At 74.9% G+C, this 18,697-nt stretch carries 18 protein-coding genes; 11 read left to right on the top strand and 7 right to left on the bottom strand.

The window, feature by feature from the left end; translation table 11 throughout:
* Nucleotides 1–108: 108 nt before the first annotated feature.
* The 5 genes from AB0H37_RS15205 to AB0H37_RS15185 are packed head-to-tail and all read right to left on the bottom strand — an operon-like array spanning nt 109 to nt 4,936.
* Entirely contained in the window at nt 109–1,470 is a 1,362-nt protein-coding gene (locus tag AB0H37_RS15205; RefSeq protein WP_360613132.1) for a cellulose binding domain-containing protein, read from the bottom strand.
* Between the two features lie 20 nt (nt 1,471–1,490).
* Nucleotides 1,491–2,282 carry a putative hydro-lyase gene (locus AB0H37_RS15200; RefSeq protein ID WP_360613131.1) on the bottom strand — a complete coding sequence of 264 codons (792 nt, stop codon included), beginning with the start codon at nt 2,280–2,282 and terminating at the stop codon, nt 1,491–1,493.
* Nucleotides 2,279–3,169 (bottom strand): biotin-dependent carboxyltransferase family protein, encoded by an 891-nt coding sequence (locus tag AB0H37_RS15195; RefSeq protein ID WP_360613129.1) that lies wholly within the window; start codon nt 3,167–3,169, stop codon nt 2,279–2,281. Before AB0H37_RS15195 ends, AB0H37_RS15200 begins: the two co-directional genes overlap by 4 nt.
* Nucleotides 3,166–3,774, bottom strand: a complete 609-nt coding sequence (locus AB0H37_RS15190) for an allophanate hydrolase subunit 1 (RefSeq protein WP_360613127.1) — start codon at nt 3,772–3,774, stop codon at nt 3,166–3,168. Before AB0H37_RS15190 ends, AB0H37_RS15195 begins: the two co-directional genes overlap by 4 nt.
* A gap of 7 nt (nt 3,775–3,781) precedes the next feature.
* Nucleotides 3,782–4,936: an NRAMP family divalent metal transporter gene (locus AB0H37_RS15185; protein ID WP_360613236.1), complete on the bottom strand. Its 1,155-nt coding sequence runs from the start codon at nt 4,934–4,936 to the stop codon at nt 3,782–3,784.
* A 231-nt stretch (nt 4,937–5,167) separates the two neighbouring features.
* On the opposite strand from AB0H37_RS15185, the gene AB0H37_RS15180 reads away from it, so the two are divergent.
* Nucleotides 5,168–5,872, top strand: a complete 705-nt coding sequence (locus AB0H37_RS15180; protein ID WP_329087984.1) for a GntR family transcriptional regulator — start codon at nt 5,168–5,170, stop codon at nt 5,870–5,872.
* A gap of 10 nt (nt 5,873–5,882) precedes the next feature.
* On the opposite strand, the gene AB0H37_RS15175 is transcribed toward AB0H37_RS15180, so the two are convergent.
* Nucleotides 5,883–6,509 (bottom strand): GntR family transcriptional regulator, encoded by a 627-nt coding sequence (locus AB0H37_RS15175; protein ID WP_229810123.1) that lies wholly within the window; start codon nt 6,507–6,509, stop codon nt 5,883–5,885.
* 149 nt (nt 6,510–6,658) lie between these two features.
* On the opposite strand from AB0H37_RS15175, the gene pdhA reads away from it, so the two are divergent.
* Genes pdhA through AB0H37_RS15160 form a run of 3 tightly spaced genes read left to right on the top strand, consistent with a single transcriptional unit; the run spans nt 6,659 to nt 10,158 of the window.
* A complete protein-coding gene (gene pdhA / locus AB0H37_RS15170; RefSeq protein WP_179836329.1) occupies nt 6,659–7,774 on the top strand; it encodes a pyruvate dehydrogenase (acetyl-transferring) E1 component subunit alpha in 1,116 nt (371 codons plus the stop codon).
* Between the two features lie 9 nt (nt 7,775–7,783).
* Nucleotides 7,784–8,833 (top strand): alpha-ketoacid dehydrogenase subunit beta, encoded by a 1,050-nt coding sequence (locus AB0H37_RS15165; protein ID WP_329087980.1) that lies wholly within the window; start codon nt 7,784–7,786, stop codon nt 8,831–8,833.
* The gene (locus AB0H37_RS15160; RefSeq protein ID WP_360613125.1) at nt 8,830–10,158 is read left to right on the top strand and encodes a dihydrolipoamide acetyltransferase family protein; all 1,329 of its coding nucleotides are present in this window, start codon (nt 8,830–8,832) and stop codon (nt 10,156–10,158) included. Before AB0H37_RS15165 ends, AB0H37_RS15160 begins: the two co-directional genes overlap by 4 nt.
* Before the next feature lie 80 nt (nt 10,159–10,238).
* On the opposite strand, the gene AB0H37_RS15155 is transcribed toward AB0H37_RS15160, so the two are convergent.
* Nucleotides 10,239–11,024 carry an SDR family NAD(P)-dependent oxidoreductase gene (locus tag AB0H37_RS15155; RefSeq protein ID WP_360613123.1) on the bottom strand — a complete coding sequence of 262 codons (786 nt, stop codon included), beginning with the start codon at nt 11,022–11,024 and terminating at the stop codon, nt 10,239–10,241.
* A 249-nt stretch (nt 11,025–11,273) separates the two neighbouring features.
* Here AB0H37_RS15155 and AB0H37_RS15150 point away from each other — a divergent pair, with 249 nt between their 5' ends.
* The 7 genes from AB0H37_RS15150 (at nt 11,274) to AB0H37_RS15120 (ending at nt 18,695) form a co-directional block, all read left to right on the top strand.
* Nucleotides 11,274–12,836 (top strand): DUF4331 domain-containing protein, encoded by a 1,563-nt coding sequence (locus tag AB0H37_RS15150; RefSeq protein ID WP_360613121.1) that lies wholly within the window; start codon nt 11,274–11,276, stop codon nt 12,834–12,836.
* Complete coding sequence (locus AB0H37_RS15145; RefSeq protein WP_360613119.1) at nt 12,836–14,146, top strand: hypothetical protein; 1,311 nt, start codon at nt 12,836–12,838, stop codon at nt 14,144–14,146. The genes AB0H37_RS15150 and AB0H37_RS15145 overlap by 1 nt, the downstream gene beginning before the upstream one ends.
* Nucleotides 14,143–15,519, top strand: a complete 1,377-nt coding sequence (locus AB0H37_RS15140; protein WP_360613118.1) for a High-affinity nickel-transporter — start codon at nt 14,143–14,145, stop codon at nt 15,517–15,519. Before AB0H37_RS15145 ends, AB0H37_RS15140 begins: the two co-directional genes overlap by 4 nt.
* Nucleotides 15,520–15,584: 65 nt before the next feature.
* Entirely contained in the window at nt 15,585–16,172 is a 588-nt protein-coding gene (gene sigK, locus AB0H37_RS15135; RefSeq protein ID WP_179836335.1) for an ECF RNA polymerase sigma factor SigK, read from the top strand.
* A complete protein-coding gene (locus tag AB0H37_RS15130; protein WP_329087967.1) occupies nt 16,169–16,900 on the top strand; it encodes an anti-sigma factor in 732 nt (243 codons plus the stop codon). The genes sigK and AB0H37_RS15130 overlap by 4 nt, the downstream gene beginning before the upstream one ends.
* A 41-nt stretch (nt 16,901–16,941) precedes the next feature.
* Nucleotides 16,942–17,589 (top strand): nicotinamide riboside transporter PnuC, encoded by a 648-nt coding sequence (gene pnuC / locus AB0H37_RS15125; RefSeq protein ID WP_329087966.1) that lies wholly within the window; start codon nt 16,942–16,944, stop codon nt 17,587–17,589.
* Nucleotides 17,586–18,695 (top strand): AAA family ATPase, encoded by a 1,110-nt coding sequence (locus AB0H37_RS15120; protein WP_360613115.1) that lies wholly within the window; start codon nt 17,586–17,588, stop codon nt 18,693–18,695. Before pnuC ends, AB0H37_RS15120 begins: the two co-directional genes overlap by 4 nt.
* The last annotated feature ends 2 nt before the right edge of the window (nt 18,696–18,697 follow it).

Here is an 18,697-nt window from a genome sequence, read left to right as displayed (position 1 = left end):
GGATGCTAAGCCCTCGATCAGGCGCGACACAATAGGACGACCCACCTCAATTAGGCCACGGGCCCGCTGACCTGCGACGATCACCTGGGAGCGCTCCCATGAGCAGGCTCAGCGGCTGCACTCCGTGCCGTTCAGCGTGAACCGCGAGGGCGCGCCGTTGGCGCCGTCCTGACTCCCGAGGAACCCGAACTCGGCCGTCCCGTGCGGCGGGATCGACCGGTTCCACTCCGCCGCCGTCACCGTGACGGACGCCCCGTCCTGCGATCGGCCGCCGTTCCACAGCTGGGTGATCGCCTGCCCGTCGGGGAACGCGAAGCCCAGCGTCCAGCCGTCGATCGCGCCGTTTCCGAGGTTGGTGATCCGGACGGTCGCCTGGAAGCCCCGCGGCCACGTCCCGTCGACGCGGTACGACACCGAGCACGCGGCCGTCGCGGCCGTCGTCCTGCCGGCCGGCGGGGACGGCGCCGGCGGTTTCGCGCCGGCCTGATCGGAGGAGTCGGGCGCGAGGGCGGCCAGCAGCGCGGCCAGCGCGACCAGGGCCCCGGCCGCGACCCCGGCGATCAGCAGCGGGCGCCGCCCGGCCCCTCGCCGGTGAGGCCCGGGGTCGTCCAGGACGCGGGTCGGGTTCCGGGGCCGGTCCGGAGGCGGAAGGCCGGCGGGCGCGGCGGCGCCGGGGACGTGGAGCTGGACGCCCGCGGCGCCGGCCAGGAGGCGGGCCGCTCCGGCGGCCGTGGGGCGCGCGCCCGGGTCCGGGGACAGGCAGTCGCGGCAGAGGGCGGCGACCTCGTCCGGCGTGTCCTTCCGGAAGGCCGACGAGGGCGTGGGCGGGGCACCGGTCAGGCACTCGTGCAGGACGACGCCCAGGGAGTAGACGTCGGCCGCCGGCGTCGGGGACGTCCCGCTCACCAGTTCGGGCGCCATGTAGGCGGGCGTGCCCATCACCGGTCCGCCCGTCGTGCCGGTGAACGCGATGCCGAAGTCGAGGACCTTCACCTCGACCGGGGTGAGGTAGACGTTCCCGGGCTTGATGTCGCGGTGCACGATGCCGGCGTCGTGGGCCGCGGACAGGGCGTCGGCGACCTGGGCGCAGATTCCGGCCGCCTCGCGCCAGGGCAGCGGCCCGCGCGACAGGCGCACGGCCAGGCTCTCGCCGTCCAGCAACTCCATGACCACGTACGGGATCCGGCGGGACTCGCGCCGCGCGGACCCCTGCGAGCCGATCCGGTGCTCGCCGTAGTCGTAGACGCCGGTGATGCCGGGGTGGGTGAGGGCCGCGGCGGCCTGAGCCTCCTGGCGCAGGCGCCGTGCGAACTCCTCGGGCCCGCCGTCCTTGGGGACCTTGACCGCGACGGCGCGGTCGAGCACGGTGTCGACCGCGCGCCAGACGGTCGCCATGCCGCCGGCGCCGAGAGGCCGCTCGATGCGGTAGCGCCCCCCGAGGCGTTCGCCCGGGGCGATGATCTCGGGCATGGACGAACTCTATGCCGGACTCAGGGAACGAGGTACCGGCTGTCGCGGGCGTCGGTGATCGCCATGTGTCCGGGGGCGTGCCCGATGGCGAGCTTGGGGCGGGAGGCCATCACCGCCGCCTGCGGGGTCACGCCGCAGGCCCAGAACACCGGGATCTCGTCGACCCGGATCTCGACCGGGTCGCCGAAGTCCGGGGCGGACAGGTCGTCGATGCCGAGCTCGACGGGGTCGCCGACGTGCACGGGCGCGCCGTGGACGGAGGGGTACCGGGCCGTCACGCGCACGGCGTCGGCCACCTGCGCCGCCGGGATCGGGCGCATCGAGACGACGAGCGGGCCGCCGAACTCGCCCGCGCGGCGGCACATCCGGTTCGTCCGGTACATCGGGACGTTGCAGCCCTGCTCGATGTGCCGGACGGGGACGCCGGCCTCGCGGAGCGCGTCCTCGAAGGTGAAGCTGCACCCGATGAGGAACGAGACGAGGTCCTCGCGCCAGTAGGCGGTCACGTCGCCCACCTCGGCGACCGGCTCCCCGTGCTCGTAGACGACGTAGCCGGGCAGGTCGGTGCGCAGGTCCCCGGCGAACAGCGGGGCGGCGGTCTCGCCGGGCTCGGTCACGTCCAGGACGGGGCACGGCCCGGGGTTGCGCTGCGCGAACAGCAGCAGGTCGAAGGCGGACTCGCGCGGGACGGCGATGAGGTTCGCCTGCGTCCAGCCGGAGCACCAGCCGGACGTGGGAACGCGCAGGCCGGCCCGGAACAGGGACCTCGCCTGGTCCGGCGAGAGCGCGCCCGGGTCGAGGGGTGCGGTCATGGTCTGTCCTCCCGGAGGTTCGGTGCGGGGTGCGGCCGGAACCGGAGCCGCTGCCCGGGACGGGCCTGGGCGGCGCGTCCGATGTCGGCGGAGGCGACCACCGCGATCACGGGGTAGCCGCCGGTGAGCGGGTGGTCGGCGAGGAACAGCACCGGCCGCCCGGACGGCGGGACCTGCAAGGCCCCGGTGACCGTCCCCTCGCTGGGCAGCTCGCCGCGCCCGGCGTGCTCCAGTCCCGGCCCGTCCAGGCGCATGCCGACGCGGTCGATCTCGCTGGTCACCGTGTAGGCGGCGGAGAAGAGGGCGTCCAGCGCGCCGGGGGCGAACCAGTCGTGGCGGGGGCCGGGCATCGCGCGCAGCTCGATGTCGCCGCCGCCCGGCGGGCGGACGGGCGCGGCGTCCAGGAGCGGCGCGGCGGCGGGCGGCGCACCGACGGGGAGCAGGTCGCCGGGTTCGAGCGGGGCCGGGCCGAGGCCGGAGAGGGTGTCGGTGGAGCGGGACCCGAGGACGGGCGGGACGGCGACGCCGCCGCGCACGGCCAGGTAGCTGCGCAGTCCGGAGGGCGGGGCGCCCATCCGCAGTTCGGCGCCGTCCGGGACGTGGAGAACGGAGTAGGGGGCCTCGGGGCGGCCCTCCACGAGCAGCGGGGCGGGCGCACCGGTCACCGCGGCGAACACGCCGCCGCGGCAGCGCACGTGCAGGCCGCCGAAGGTGACCTCGACCGCGGCCTCCTCCTCGGGGTTGCCGAGCAGCCGGTTGGCGAGTCGGAACGAGCCCGGGTCCGCGGCGCCCGACACCCCCACGCCGAGCGCCGCGTGACCCGAGCGGCCCAGGTCCTGGACTGTCGCCAGGGGTCCTGTGCGGAGAACGTCCAGACGGCGCCTCACAGTTCCCTCCGGACGAAGCGGACCCGGGTCCCCGGGCGGAGCAGGGCGGGCGGGTCGCGTTCGAGGTCCCACAGGACGGCCTCCGTGCGTCCGATGAGGCGCCAGCCGCCGGGGGACTCGACCGGGTAGACGCCGCTGAAGCGCCCGGCGAGACCGACCGCGCCCGCGGGGACGCGGACGCGGGGCGTCGCGCGGCGCGGGACGTCCAAACGCGGGTCACCGCCCTCCAGGTATCCGAACCCGGGCGCGAACCCGGTGAACGCGACCCGCCACGGGGTCCCGGTGTGCGCGGCGACGACCTCGTCCGGGGCGAGCCCGGTGAGGCGGGCGACCTCGGCGAGGTCGTCGCCGTCGTAGACGACGGGGATCTCGGCCTCGCCGGCGCCTCCGTCCGCCGTGCCCGGCCGGGTGGCGCGCACCGCCGCGGCGACCGCGGCCGGGTCGGCGGACGGGTCCAGCAGCAGGGTCAGGGTGCGGGCCGCCGGGACGAGGTCGGCGACGCCGGGCGGCGGGGACGCGGCGAGCGCCGCGTACAGGCCGAGCATCTCCGGCAGGCCCGGCAGTTCGACCAGCAGCGCCGCGTCGCCGCTCGGGAGGATCCGCACCCCGCCCTCACTTCCAGAGGTCGTCGAGCCCGGACAGGCTGTTCCAGCCCAGGTAGAGCGACAGCAGCCAGGCCGCCACGCCGATGGCGAGGAGCCAGACCGGGTAGCGGTGGCCGCCGAGCAGGTCCCGGCGGCGGGCGGCCGCCCACAGCAGCACGGCGAGCCCGAACGGCAGGATCAGCCCGTTCAGCGCGCCCGCGAGGACGAGCAGCTTCGCCGGGGCGGTGCCGATCACGAGGTAGATGGCGGCGGAGACGAGGATGAACGCGACGACCAGCCGGTTGCGGTGCCGCTCGACGAAGGAGGAGAACGACACGAGGAAGGACACCGAGGTGTAGGACGCGCCGATGACCGAGGTGATCGCGGCCGACCACATGATCAGGCCGAAGACGCGCAGGCCGGCCTCGCCCGCCGCGTTCTCGAAGGCCGAGGCGGGGGCGTTCTCCTTGGCGAGGGTCACCCCGCCGGCGACGACGCCGAGGACGGCGAGGAACAGCAGCACGCGCATGAGGCCGGTGACGAGGACGCCGGTGACGGCGCTGCGGTTGATCTCCTTGACGTTGTCCGGTCCGGTCACCCCGGACTCGATCATGCGGTGCGCGCCCGCGTAGGTGATGTAGCCGCCGACCGTCCCGCCGATGAGCGTGGTGATGACCAGGAAGTCGACGGTCTCCGGCGCCACGCTCTGCCGGAGCGCGTCCCCGATGGGCGGCTCGGACACGAACGCCACGTACAGGGTCAGCAGGATCATCACCGCGCCGAGCACGACGACGATCCGGTCCATGGCGACGCCGGCCCGCCGGACCAGGAAGATCGCGATGGCGGCCAGCGCGGAGAGCGCGCCGCCGATCTTGACGTCCAGGCCGAGCAGCGCGTTCAGCCCGAGCGCGGTACCGGCGACGTTGCCGATGTTGAACACCAGCCCGCCGAACACGTCCAGCGCGGCGAGGCCGTACCCGGCGCCGGGCAGGACGCGGTTGCCGAGCTCCTGGGCGCGCATCCCCGAGACGCCGACGACGCGCCACACGTTCAACTGGATCGCGACGTCCACCAGCACGGACACGAGGATCGCGAACGCGAACGCGGCGCCGAGCTCGGCGGTGAAGACGGTGGTCTGGGTGATGAAGCCGGGTCCGATGGCGCTGGTCGCCATCAGGAACATGGCGCCGGTGAGCGCGGCGCGACGCGAGCGGGCGGCCGGTTCCTTGGTGGTGTCGAGGGTCGCTGGGTCCGTCATGGCGGGGCCCTTCCAGGGGGTTCGACTTTCCGCAAGCGTAGGGATTGTTCAACAATCCATCAAGAGACCTGTTGATGCATTCTCCCGTCCCCGGGGATAGGCTGGCCTCCCCGAACCTTCGCGCGTCCTCCCGCGCCTACCCCCGGAAGGTGGCTCATGCCCGTGCCGGCGCAGGGCTCGTGGCTGGCCGGCATCGCGGCCGCCCGGCACGACCTCGACCGCACCAGCACCGCCGCGCGGATCGCCGACCTGCTGCGCGAGCAGATCACCGACGGGCGGCTCGCCCCCGGCGAGCGCGTCCGCGAGGAGGAGCTGGGCGAGGCCCTGAAGGTCTCGCGCAACACCGTGCGCGAGGCGTTCCGGCTGCTCGCGCAGGAGCGGCTGCTCGTCCACGAGTTCAACCGGGGCGTGTTCGTGCGCCGGGTCACCGCCGACGGCCTCGCCGACCTCTACCGGGTCCGGCGGATCCTGGAGTGCGAGGGCGTGCGGTGCGCGCGGGAGGCCCCCGCGGGGTCGTTCGGCCGGGTGGAGGCCGCGGTCCTGGACGGCGAGCGCGCCGCCGCCGCCGGGCGCTGGCCGGACGTCGGCACCGCCGACATACGCTTCCACCAGGCCATCGCCGCGCTGGTGGGCAGCCCTCGGGTGGACGAGATGATCCAGCACCTGCTGGCCGAGATGCGCCTGGTCTTCCACGAGATGGGCTCGCCGCGCGAGTTCCACGAGCCCTACCTGGCCCGCAACCGGCGGATCCACGACCTGATGGCGGGCGGCGACCTCGCCGGGGCGGAGCGGGAGCTGCGCTCCTACCTCGACGACGCCGAGAAGCAGCTCACGAACGCGTATCGCGCGGAGGCCCCCTGAGGAGGCGGGGTCACGGGGCGTAGTTCATGACGTGGTCGTGCAGCAGCTGCGGTGCGGCCGGGTCGGCGCGGCGGAACGCCTCGATCAGCTCGGCGTGCTCGGCCGACTTGGAGTAGATCTCCGTGTGGTGCAGGCGCAGGGACAGCGTCGTCCACAGCTCGATGCCGAGCCCCTCCCACACCGAGACGAGCAGCCGGTTGCCGGCCGTCTCGACGATCTCGCGGTGGAAGGCGATGCTCAGCCGCATCTGCTCGTGCAGGTCGCCTTCCCGGGCGGCCTCGCCGAGCCGGCGGTTGTGCGCCTCCAGCGCGTCCAGGCAGTCGGCGAGCCGGGGCAGCGCCAGCTCCACGGCCGTCCGCTCCAGCCCGGCGCGGACGGGGAAGATCTCGGCCAGGTCCTGCTCGGTGAAGTCGCGGACCCGGGCGCCCCGGTTCGGCAGCGTCTCGATCAGCCGCTGCGCCTCCAGCTGGCGCAGCGCCTCCCGGACGGGCCCCTGGCTCACGCCCAGCTCGGTCGCGATGCGGCGCTCGACGATGCGCTCCCCCGGCTCCCATCGCCCGGAGCTGATGCCCTCCACGATGAACTCGCGGATCTGGTCGGCGAGCCCGGTGCGGAGCAGCTGGTCGGAGGTCTTCACGAAACTGGATCGTAGCGCCACGGCCGGTAAGTGCCTCTTGACGGGTGAGCGGTTCGTGCGAGATACAATATGATCGATCATAGATCAACGATGATCGGGAGTGTCGTGGCGATCCTACGGCGCTGCCCCCGGACAGAGGAAGGTCGCCGATGGCTGAGACCGTTCAGGCCGCACCGGCGCGGAGCCGGCGGGCGCGCGGCGCCAAGGCTCCCGGGCCGAAGACCGACGCGGCGGCGCCGGAGGCGGCGTCCCCGGCGGCCGACGCCGGCACTCTCGTCGGCTACTACCGGCAGATGCTGCTGATCAGGCGGTTCGAGGAGCGGGCCGCCCGCGCCTACACCGAGGCCAAGATCGGCGGCTACTGCCACCTGAACCTCGGCGAGGAGGCCACGGTCGTCGGGCTGATGGCCGCGCTGCGCCCCACCGACTACCTGTTCACCAACTACCGCGAGCACGGCTACGCCCTCGCCAAGGGCATCGGCGCGGAGCGCGTCATGGCCGAGCTGTACGGGCGGTCCACGGGCGTGTCCAAGGGCTGGGGCGGGTCGATGCACCTGTTCGACGCCGAGGCCCGGCTGCTCGGCGGGTACGGGATCGTCGGCGGGCAGGTGCCCCTCGCGGCCGGCGCGGCGCTCGCCGTCTCCTACAAGGGCGGCGACGAGGTCGTCATGTGCCAGATGGGCGACGGGACGACCGCGATCGGAGCGTTCCACGAGTCGCTGAACATCGCCGCCCTCTGGAACCTCCCGGTCGTCTTCGTCGTGATCAACAACGGTCTCGGCATGGGCACCACCGTGGAGAACTCCGCGGCCGAGCCGGAGCTGTACCGGCGCGGCGCCGCGTACCGGACGGAGAGCCTGCGGGTGGACGGCACCGACGTGCTCGCGGTGCGCGACGCCGCGCGCACCGCCGTCGAGCGCGCCCGCGCCGAGAGCAGGCCGTACCTGCTGGAGACCGTCAGCCCCCGGCTGAAGGGCCACTCGGTCGTCGACCCCGCCCGCTACCGGTCCAAGGAGGAGAAGGAGGCCCTGAAGGCCGCCGACCCCCTCGCCCGGATGGCGCTGGACCTGGAGGACGCCGGGATCCTGTCCGCCGACGACCGCGACCGGCTGGACGCCGAGGTGACGGCGGAGATCGATGCCGCCGCCGCGTTCGCCGACGACAGCCCCGCGCCCGACGTGTCCACGCTGTTCGACTACACCTATGCCACCCCGGTCCCGGGCGAGCTGCGCCGGCTCCCCGCCGACCCCGTATTCGGTTCCTGAGAGGCACCCATGGCAACCGTGACCTACCGCCAGGCCCTCCGGGACACGCTCCGCGCCGAGATGCTCCGCGACGAGAACGTCTTCCTGATGGGCGAGGAGATCGGGCTCTTCGAGGGCTCCTACAAGATCACCGAGGGGCTGCTGAAGGAGTTCGGGCCGCGCCGCGTACGCGACACCCCGATCGCCGAGGAGGGCTTCGTCGGCGCCGCGATCGGTGCCGCGATGCTCGGCCTGCGCCCCGTCGTGGAGATCATGACGATCAACTTCTCGCTGCTGGCGCTGGACCAGATCGTCAACCACGCCGCGAAGATCTACGGCATGTTCGGCGGCCAGGCCAGCGTGCCAATGGTGATCCGGACGCCGGGCGGCGGCGGGCAGCAGCTCGGCGCCACCCACTCGCAGAACGTCGAGCTGTTCTACTCGTTCATCCCCGGCCTGAAGGTGCTCGCGCCGAGCACGCCCGCCGAGGCGTCGGCGATGCTGAAGGCCGCGATCCGCGACGACGACCCGGTGCTGTTCCTGGAGAACCTCGCCCTCTACAACACCAAGGGCGAACTGCCCGCCGCGGTCGAGGACGTCGAGCCCGCCGAGATCGGCCGCGCCGCCGTGACCCGTCCGGGCACCGACATCACGATCATCGGCTACTCCCGGATGGCCCGCGTCGCCTCGGAGGTGGCCGAGACCCTCGCCGCGGAGGGCGTCTCCGCCGAGGTCGTGGACCTGCGCAGCCTGCGCCCGCTGGACCGGCAGACCGTCGTCGACTCCGTCCGCCGGACCGGCTGCGCCGTCGTGGCCGAGGACGACTGGCTGACCTACGGCATCGGCGCCGAGATCGCCGCGACGATCCAGGAGGGCGCGTTCGACTGGCTGGACGCCCCCGTCCGGCGCGTCGCGATGGCCGAGGTGCCGCTCCCCTACGCCAAGTCCCTGGAGACGGCGGCGCTGCCGTCCGCCGAGTCCCTGCTGACCGCCGTGCGCGCCACGCTCCGCGCGACCGGCCGCATCACGCCGGGGACGGACACCACGTCCCCGCGACCCGCTCTGGAGCCCGTGCGATGACCGAGATCCTCATGCCCCGCCTCTCCGACACGATGGAGGAGGGCGTCATCAGCTCCTGGCAGAAGCAGCCGGGAGACGAGGTCGCGGTCGGCGACGTCATCGTCGACATCGAGACCGACAAGGCGGTCATGGAGTACGAGGCCTACGAGGCCGGCGTGCTGGAGAAGATCCTCGTCGCCGAGGGCGAGACCGCCGCGATCGGCGCCCCGATCGCGGTGATCGCCCCCGCCGGCGGCGCCCGTCCCGAGCCCGCGCCCGCCGCCGAGGCGCGGCCCGCGGCCGAGCCGGAGCAGGCGCCCGCCGCCGAGGCCTCGCCCGAGCCCGAGGCCGCGCCCGAGGCGGCGCCCGAGGCGGCGCCGGTCGCCACGGCCGCCCCGCGGGCCGCGGGACACCCGGCCGCCTCCCGCCCGCCGTCGTCGCCGCTGGCGCGCCGGCTGGCCCGCGACCACGGCATCGACCTGGCCGCCCTCACCGGCTCCGGCCCGGGCGGGCGCATCGTCCGCGCCGACATCGAGGCCGCCGTGCGCGCCGCCGGCCCGGCGACGCCCGCCCCGGCCGCCGCCGAGGCCGCCACCGCCCGCGCCGCCGTCAACGGGGCCTCCGCACCGTCGGCGCCCGCCGTCCAGGCCCGGGCCGACGACCCGGACGTGGAGGCCGTCCCGCTCAACCGCTTCCGCAAGGTCGCGGCCAGGCGGCTGACCGAGAGCAAGCGCGAGGCACCGCACTTCTACCTGAACCGCGAGGTGGACGCGGGCGCCCTGCTGGCGTTCCGCGCGACGCTCAACGAGGCCCTCGCCCCGGCGAAGGTCAGCGTGAACGACCTGGTCGTGAAGGCGGTGGCGACGGCGCTGCGCGAGCACCCGGCGGTGAACGTCTCCTACACCGAGGAGAACCTGCTCTTCCACAAGCGGGTGCACGTCGGCGTGGCGGTGGCGGTCGAGGACGGCCTCGTCGTCCCGGTCGTCCGCGACGCCGACCGCATGAGCGTCTCGCAGATCGGCCGGGAGACCCGCGAGCTCGCCGCCAAGGCCCGCGACGGCAAGCTGTCCGCCCGGGAGATGAGCGGCGGCACGTTCAGCGTCAGCAACCTCGGCATGTTCGGCGTGGACTCGTTCTCCGCGGTGATCAACCCGCCGGAGGCCGCCATCCTCGCCGTGGGCGCCGTCCGCGACGAACCCGTCGTCCGCGACGGCCAGGTCGTCCCCGGCAAGCGCATGACGGTCACCCTCTCGGTCGACCACCGCGCCACCGACGGCGCGACGGCCGCGAAGTTCCTGGCCCGCCTCGCCGAGCTGCTGCAGAACCCGCTGCTCATCGTCGCGTAGCCCCGCACGGAACCCCCGCACGGAACGCGGAAGGGCCCTCGCCGCCGGCGGCGAGGGCCCTTCCGCGTCCTGCCAGGGGTTCAGAGCATGACGCGGCCGCCGGTGACGTCGAGGGTGAGGCCCGTCAGCCAGGTGGACTGGGACGAGGCCAGGAAGAGAGCGGCGGCCGCCACGTCGCCTGGTTCGCCGAGACGGGCGAGCGGGTGGGAGGCGGCCACGGCGTCCTGGGTCTCCGGCGGCATGAACCGGGCGGTGCGCTCGGTGCGGATCGTGCCGGGGGCGACGCAGTTGACGCGGACCCCGTCCTGTCCGGCCTCGGCGGCGGCGTGGCGGGTGAGGGCCTGGACGCCCGCCTTGGCGGCCTCGTAGGCGACGGGGGCGCCCCACGGGTTGCCCAGTTCCCGGCCGCCGCCCCCCGGCAGGTTCGTCGGCAGGCGCCCGGCCGACGACGACATCGTGATGATCGACCCGGCCTTCCGCTCCTGCATGCCGGGCAGGAACGCCTTCAGGGTGAGGAAGGTCGCGGTGAGGTTGCCGTCGAGGACCGACCGCCACTCCTGCTCGGTCATGGCCGCGGTCGGGCCGGGACGCGCGATCCCGCCGCCGGCGAAGGCGCACAGGACGCCGGCCGGGCCGAGCTCGTCCTCGATCCGCAGGCGCGCGGACTCGACGGCGGCCAGGTCGGTGACGTCGGCCGCGACGCCGATCCCGCCGGTCTCCCCGGCCACCTGGTCGAGCGCCGCCCGGTCGCGTCCGATGACGGCGACCCTGGCGCCCTCGGCGGCGAACGCGCGTGCCGTGGCGGCGCCGATGCCGCGCGAGCCGCCGGTGATGACCGCGACCATGCCGTTGAGCTCGGAATACATCGATGCCTCCTGGTCAGGTGCCTGTCTTTCCGATTCTGAGTGAGCGCTCACTCATTGTCAAGCGGGAGCGGCGCGGCGGTGGCCGTATCCGGCCACCGGCCGGGTTCGACCAATCAGATCCGGCGGGGGCCGCGAAGTATCCGCGGGCATGGCGAAGAGACCGGTCGATCCGGCGTCGCGGCAACGTAGCCCAGCGCCACGGAACGGCGCCGCCGCGGCGAGCACCCGGAGACCGGCGAGGGTTCCACGATGCCGACACTCCATCCAGCCGGGGGAACGTCCAGGGCGCGGGTCGTCGCGATGGTCGCCGCCGGGGGCCTGCTGCTCGCGGGCGGGTTCGCCGGACTCGCGCCGCGGCAGGGCACCGCGTCCAGCCACCGCGAGGCGCCGCTCATCTCGGGGCAGCCGCAGTACGACAACACCGACGTGTACGCGTTCGTGAGTCCGGACAGGCCGGACACCACCACACTGATCGCGAACTTCATTCCGTTCCAGGACCCGGCGGGCGGGCCGAACTTCTACAAGTTCGCACGGGACGCCAGGTACGACCTCAACGTCGACAGCGACGGCGACTCGCTGCCCGACCTCACCTACCGGTTCCGCTTCCACGACCGGCTGAAGAACGCGAACACCTTCCTCTACAACACCGGGCCGGTGACGGGCCTGGACGACCCCGACCTCAACTTCACGCAGACCTACGACCTGACGCTGGTCCGGCGGGTCGACGGCCAGGTCCGGAGCGTGCGCACGCTCGCCGAGAACGCGCCCGTCGCGCCGTCCAACGTGGGCAAGGCGTCCATGCCGGACTACGCGAAGCTGCGCACCCAGGCGGTCAGGCGGCTCGGCGACGGGACGACGTCGTTCGCCGGGCAGGCCGACGACCCGTTCTTCCTCGACCTGCGGGTGTTCGACCTGCTGTACGGCGCGAACCTGAAGGAGGTCGGGAACGACACGCTGAGCGGCTACAACGTCAACACGGTCGCGCTGCAGGTCCCGACGCGCCACCTCGTCACGGGGCACGACCCGGTGATCGGGGTGAACTCGACCGTGGCGCGGCTCTCCGCGTCCGGCGCGTACGCGCAGGTGTCGCGGCTCGGGAGCCCGCTGGTGAACGAGGTGGTCATTCCGCGCGGCAGGAAGGACGCCTTCAACGCGTCCACCCCGTGGCAGGACGCGCAGTTCGCCGGGTTCGTCACCGACCCCGAGCTGCCGAAGCTCATCGAGAAGATCTACAAGATCCCGGCGCCACCCGGGCCGCGCAAGGACCTCGTCCAGGCGTTCCTCACCGGGGTGCCGGGGTTGAACCAGCCGGCGCACGTGCGGCCGGCGGAGCTGCTGCGGCTGAACACCTCGGTCAAGCCGACCGCGACCCCGGACCGGCTGGGCGTGCTCGGCGGCGACAAGGCGGGCTTCCCGAACGGGCGGCGGCTCACCGACGACGTCGTCGACATCGAGCTGCAGGCCGTCGAGGGCGAGCTGCTCGGCCAGAAGAACGACCTCGGCGACGCGGTCAACGTCAACGACGCCGGGTTCGGCAAGAGCTTCCCGTACGTCGCGCAGCCCCACTCGGGGTCGGACGTGCGCGGCGCGACGAAGCCGGGGACGAAGGCCGCGGGCGCGGCGGGCAAGGGCGACGGCGGGCCCGTGAACTTCCTGAACGCGGGCGCCACGGAGAGCACATCGGACGGCGAGGGCGGGACGATCCCGCTGGCGCCGGTCGCGGCGGTGGCGGGCGCGGGAGCGTTCGTGCTGGTCGGCGGGCTGCTGTGGCTGCGGCGCCGGCGTCCCGAGACGGGACGGCACGAGAACTGATGCGTCCCCTCATCACCGGGGCCTCGGCGGCGGGGCTCGTCGCGGCGCTCACCCTCGGATCGGCGGTCGCGTTCGGCCGCCCGTCCGGGGAGCGCGCCGCGGCGGCCCCGGCCGGGGCCCCGGCCCCGGGCATCGCCGGCCTGCAGAAGAGGCTGCGCGAGCAGCCCCGCGACGCCGCCGGCTGGGCGTCCCTCGGAATCGCGTACGTGGAGCAGGCCCGGGTGACCGCGGACCCGACGTACTACCCGAAGGCGGACGAGGTGCTCCACCGGTCCCTCCGGGAGGCGCCCGGGAACGACGGCGCGCTGGCGGGGCTCGGCGCGCTCGCGGCGGCGCGCCACGACTTCCATGGGGCGCTGCGGTACGCGGACGGGGCGCTCAAGGCGAACCCCTACGGGCAGCGCGCCGCGGCCGTCCGGGTGGACGCGCTGGTGGAGCTCGGCCGCTACGACGGCGCCCTGGCCGCCGCCCGCCGGGCGGACGCCGTCCGCCCGGGGATCCCGGTCTTCACCCGGCTCGCGTACGTGCGGGAGCTGCGCGGGGAGGTCGCGGAGGCGCGCCGGGTGCTGGGGCTCGCGCGGGCCTCGGCCACCGACCGCGGCGACCTGGCCTACATCGCGGTGCAGCTCGGCGAGCTGGCCTGGAACGACGGCGACCTCGGCCGGGCGCGGCGCGAGTACGCCGAGGCGCTGCGCCTGTCCCCCGGCCACCTGCCCGCCATGGACGGCGAGGCCCGCGTCAGGGCCGCGCGGGGCGACACGGCCGGGGCGCTCGCCGAGCGGGCCGAGATCGTCCGGCGGCTCCCGCTGCCGCAGTACCTCACCGAGTACGGGGAGCTGCTGGAGTCGGCCGGACGCCGGGACGAGGCGGGACGGCAGTACGCGGTCGCAGCGGCGTGGGCGCGGATCGCCAGGGCCAACGGCGTCGACGCCGACCTGGAGACCGCGCTGTCCGAGAGCGACCACGGCGACGCCGGGGACGCGCTGCGGGCGGCGCGGGCCGAGTACCGGCGGCGCTGTCCGGGCGCGGGCGTGCGGCAGTGCGGCGTGCACGCGGCCGACGCCCTGGCCTGGGCGCTGCACGTCAACGGGCGGGACGGCGAGGCCCTCCGCTACGCCCGGCAGGCGACGGCCACCGGATACCGCCGCGCGTCCTTCCGGTTCCATCTCGGCGTCATCGAGAAGGCCCTCGGCGAGCGGGCCGCCGCGCGGCGCGACCTGACCGGGTCGCTGCGCCGCAACCCGGGCTTCTCACCGCTGTGGGCGCCGCGCGCCAAGGCGGCCCTGGACGACCTGGAAGGTGCGTCGTGATCGTTCTCACGCTCGCCGCCGGGATGCTCGCCGCGCATCCCCTGGGCAACTTCACCGTCAACCACTACGACGGGCTGGTCGCGGCGCCGCACGAGCTGCGGATCGACCACGTCGAGGACCTCGCCGAGATCCCCGCCGCGCAGGCGATGCCGGGGCTCGACGCCGACCACGACGGGCGTCCGTCGAGCGACGAGCTCGCGACCTGGGCGGGCGGGGCCTGTGCGCGGGCGGCCTCGTCCTTGCGCATCACGGTGGGCGGGCGCCCCGCCACCGCGACGGTCGCCTCCGCCGCGGCGTCGGCTCCGCGCGGGCAGGCGGGGCTGCCGACGCTGCGGCTCGAATGCCGGATCACCGCACCCGCCGGGCCGGGGACCGTCTCCTTCCGGGCCGGCGACGCCGACGGCCGGATCGGCTGGCGGGAGGTCAGCGCGCGGGGCGACCGGATGACGCTCGCCGCGTCCGACGTGCCCGGGTCGTCGCGCAGCCGCCGCCTCACCGCCTACCCGGCGGACATGCTCGCCTCCCCGCTCGACCAGCGGTCGGCGTCCCTCGACGTGCGGGCGGGCGGGCCGCCGCTCGCGGCCCCCGCGCCCGTCGGCGGGCCCGGAGCCCTGCTGCCGCGCGGCGCCGACGGGCTGACGCAGAAGTTCACGTCGCTGGTCGCGCGGCACGACCTCACTCCCGGCTTCGCGGCCCTGGCGTTCCTGATCGCGCTGCTGCTCGGCGCCCTGCACGCGCTCGCCCCCGGCCACGGCAAGACGATCATGGCGGCGCACGCGATGGGGGACGCGCGCCGCCGGACGCGGGACGTCCTCGCGCTCGGCCTGACGGTCACCCTCACCCACACGGCCGGCGTCCTGGCCCTCGGCCTGCTCGTGACGTCCGGGGCCCTGCTGGCGCCCGAGGCGCTGTTCCCCTGGCTCGGCGCGGCGGGCGGCGTCCTCGTGACGGCGGCGGGGGCGCTGCTGCTGCGGCGCGCCCTGCGCAACCGGCACCACACCCACGCGCACGGGCACGGCCACGGGCACGGCCACGGGCACGGACATGGGCCCGTGCGTTCGCGACGCGGCGGGGTCGTGCTGATGGGGCTGGCGGGCGGCATGGTGCCGAGCCCGTCGGCGGTCGTGGTGCTGGTCGGGGGCGCGGCGATCGGCCGGGCCTGGTTCGGGGTCGTGCTCGTCCTGGCCTACGGGCTCGGCCTCGCCGCCGCGCTCATGGCGGCCGGCCTCCTCGTCGCCGGCTCCGCGCGCGCCCTGGCGCGGCGCATTCCGGCCATGCGGATCCGGCTTCCCGGCGGAATGATGCCGATAGGGACGTCCGCGACGGTGGTCGCCCTCGGGCTGGGGCTCACGTTGCGGAGCCTGGTCCTGTGAGTTCCGACCCTGGGCGCTCCCGGATGCGTAGTGCCGTATGGACGGCCCACGGAGGGGAGCGCGGCATGCCGGCAGAGACGGGACCGCCGCACGGCGGCACGGTGTCCGGGCATGACGCGGACGCGCTGCTCGGCCGGACGGCGCGCGGCGACGAGCGCGCGTTCGAGCTGCTGTACGACGTGACCGCGGCGCCCGTGCACGGGCTGGTGCGACGGGTCGTCCGCGATCCGGCGATGGCGGAGGAGGTGACCCAGGAGGTGATGATCGAGGTGTGGCGGTCCGCCGCCCGCTACGACCCGGGCCGCGGCGGCGCGATGGCGTGGATCCTGACGATCGCGCACCGCCGGGCCGTGGACCGCGTCCGGCGCGAGCAGGCCGCGGGCGAGCGCGAGGCGAGAACCGTCCACCCCGGGGCGGGCGGCGCGCACGACCCGGTGGGCGAGCGGGTCGAGGCCCGGCTGGAGCACGAGCGGGTGCGGCGCTGCCTCGGGACGCTCACGCACCTGCAGCACGAGTCGGTGACGCTCGCCTACTACGGCGGGCACTCCTATCGTGAGGTGGCCGCGCTGGTGGGCGCGCCGCCGAACACGGTGCGGACCCGGATGCGCGACGGCATCATCCGGCTGCGCGACTGCCTGGGGGTGGAACGGTGACGAACGATCTGCACGCCCTCGCCGGCGCGTACGCGCTGGACGCGATCGACGACGCCGGGGAGCGGCGGTCGTTCGAGGAGCACCTGGCGGGGTGCGAGACGTGCGCGACCGAGCTGCGCGAGTTCCGGGCGACGACGGCCCGGCTGGGCATGGCGGTCGCCGAGGCCCCGCCGCCGCGGCTGCGCGCCCGGGTGCTGGCCGACGTCCGGAACGTCCGGCAGCTGCCGCCCGCGCCCCCGGGCCGGGACGCGGACGTGCGGCCGATCCGGCCTAAGCGGTGGCGGCGCGCCGCCGCGGCGGGGCTCGCCGCGGCCGCGTGCCTCGTGACGGCCGCCTCCGTCGGAGTGGCCGTCCACGAACGGCAGCGCGTGGAGCGCACGGAGACCGCCTACCGGGACGTGGCGTCGGTACTGTCGGCGCCGGACGCGCGCTCGGCGACGGGGCGCGCCGCGGGCGGCGGGACGGTCACGATCGTCGTGTCCGCGTCGCGCGGCGGGGTGGTCGTGGCCTCGTCCGGGCTGCGGGCGCTGCCGTCCTCGAAGGCCTACCAGCTGTGGCTGATCGGCGCGGACGGCCCCCGCTCGGCGGGCCTGCTGCCCGGCGACCCGGATCGCCCGGTCGTCGCCGGGACGTGGCGGCCGCGGGACAAGGTCGGCGTGACCGTGGAGCCCGCCGGCGGGTCCGCGCGTCCGACGACGTCGCCGCTCGTCCTGCTGGACGTCACCTGATCCACTTGTCGTCTGACTGACGATATGTGATCATTGCGGGCATGTCGGTGAACGTCCCGCTCGGCCCGCTGCTCGACCCCGCCTTCCATCTCGGGTCGGTCCCCACCACGTGGGCGGAGCTGCTCGGCTTCGCGACCGGCGCGGTCAACGTGTGGCTCGTCGTCCGGCAGAACATCGCCAACTGGCCGATCGGCATCGCGAACGTGATCCTGCTCGGCCTGGTGTTCCTGGACGGCGGCCTCTACGCCGACGCCGGACTCCAGGTCGTCTACGTCGCGCTCCAGCTCTACGGCTGGTGGGTGTGGCTGTACGGCGGGGACGGCCGCGACCGCCTCCCGGTGCGGCGCACGCGGGGCGCCGAGTGGGCGGCCCTGATCGCCGCGGGCGCCGCCGGCACCGCCCTGCTGACCTGGGCGCTGTCGGCGTGGACGGACTCGACCGTGCCGTTCTGGGACGCCCTCACCACCGCGCTGTCCCTCATGGCGACCTACGGGCAGTCGCGCAAGCTGCTGGAGTCGTGGTGGCTGTGGATCACCGCCGACCTCGTCTACATCCCGCTGTACTTCGCCAAGGACCTCAAGCTCACCAGCGCCCTCTACCTCGTCTTCCTGGCGCTGTGCGTGTCCGGGCTGCTGGCCTGGCGCCGCGACCTGCGCGCGCGGCCCCTCGCCCCGGCGGCGGCCGTATGACGCACGAGCACGGCCTGGTCATCGGCAAGTTCTATCCGCCGCACGCCGGGCACCGCCATCTGATCGACACGGCCGCCGCGTCCTGCGCCCGGGTGAGCGTCGTCGTCGCTGCGTCCACCGCGGAGAGCATCCCGCTCGCGCTGCGGACGGCGTGGCTGCGCGAGGCGCACCGGCAGCCGCACGTGGAGATCGTCCCGGTGGTGGACGACGTGGAGATCGACTACGAGTCCGACGAGATCTGGTCGGCGCACGTCGCGGCGTTCCGGGCGGGCCTGGCGATGCGGTCGGGGCTCGGCGCGTCCGTCCCGCCGGTGGACGCGGTGTTCAGCTCGGAGGCGTACGGGCCGGAGCTGGCGGAGCGCTTCTCGGCCGTGCACGTCCCGGTCGACCCGCCGCGCGAGCGCTTCCCGGTGAGCGGCACCGCCGTGCGCGAGGACCCCGTGGGGAACTGGGAGCACCTCTCGCCGCCCGTTCGGGCGTACCTGGCGCGACGAGTCGTGGTCGTCGGCGCCGAGTCGACCGGCACGACCACGCTGGCCCGTGCGCTCGCCGCCCACTACGCCCGGCGGGCCGGGGTGTGGGAGGCGACCCGGTGGGTGCCGGAGTACGGGCGGACGTTCACCGAGGAGAAGCTGGCCGCCGCGCGGCGGCGGGCGGGCGACCCGTCCCTGTGGCTGGACGACCTGGTGTGGGAGTCGGCCGAGTTCACCGAGATCGCCGAGCGCCACGCGGCGCTGGAGGACGCGGCGGCCCGCTCCGGCTCGCCGCTGCTGGTCTGCGACACCGACGCGTTCGCCACGGCGATCTGGCACGAGCGCTACCTCGGCGCACCGGCCCCCGAGGTCGAGGCCGTCCACGGGCGGACCCCGCACCATCTCTGGATCCTGACCGATCCCGAGGGCGTCCCCTTCGAGCAGGATGGCTGGCGCGACGGCGAGCTGATCAGGTCGTGGATGTCGGGACGCTTCCGGGAGGAACTGGAGAAGCAGGGTCTTCCGCACATCACCGTGACGGGCCCCCACGAGCGGCGCCTGGCCGCCGCCGTCGAGGCGACCGACGCCCTGCTGGCCGAGGGCTGGCACTTCAGCACCCCGCTGACCCCCTAGCC

Source organism: Actinomadura sp. NPDC023710 (assembly GCF_040639875.1).
Classification (GTDB): Bacteria; Actinomycetota; Actinomycetes; order Streptosporangiales; family Streptosporangiaceae; genus Spirillospora; species Spirillospora citrea.
This window is presented reverse-complemented; position numbering and strand designations above follow the sequence as displayed.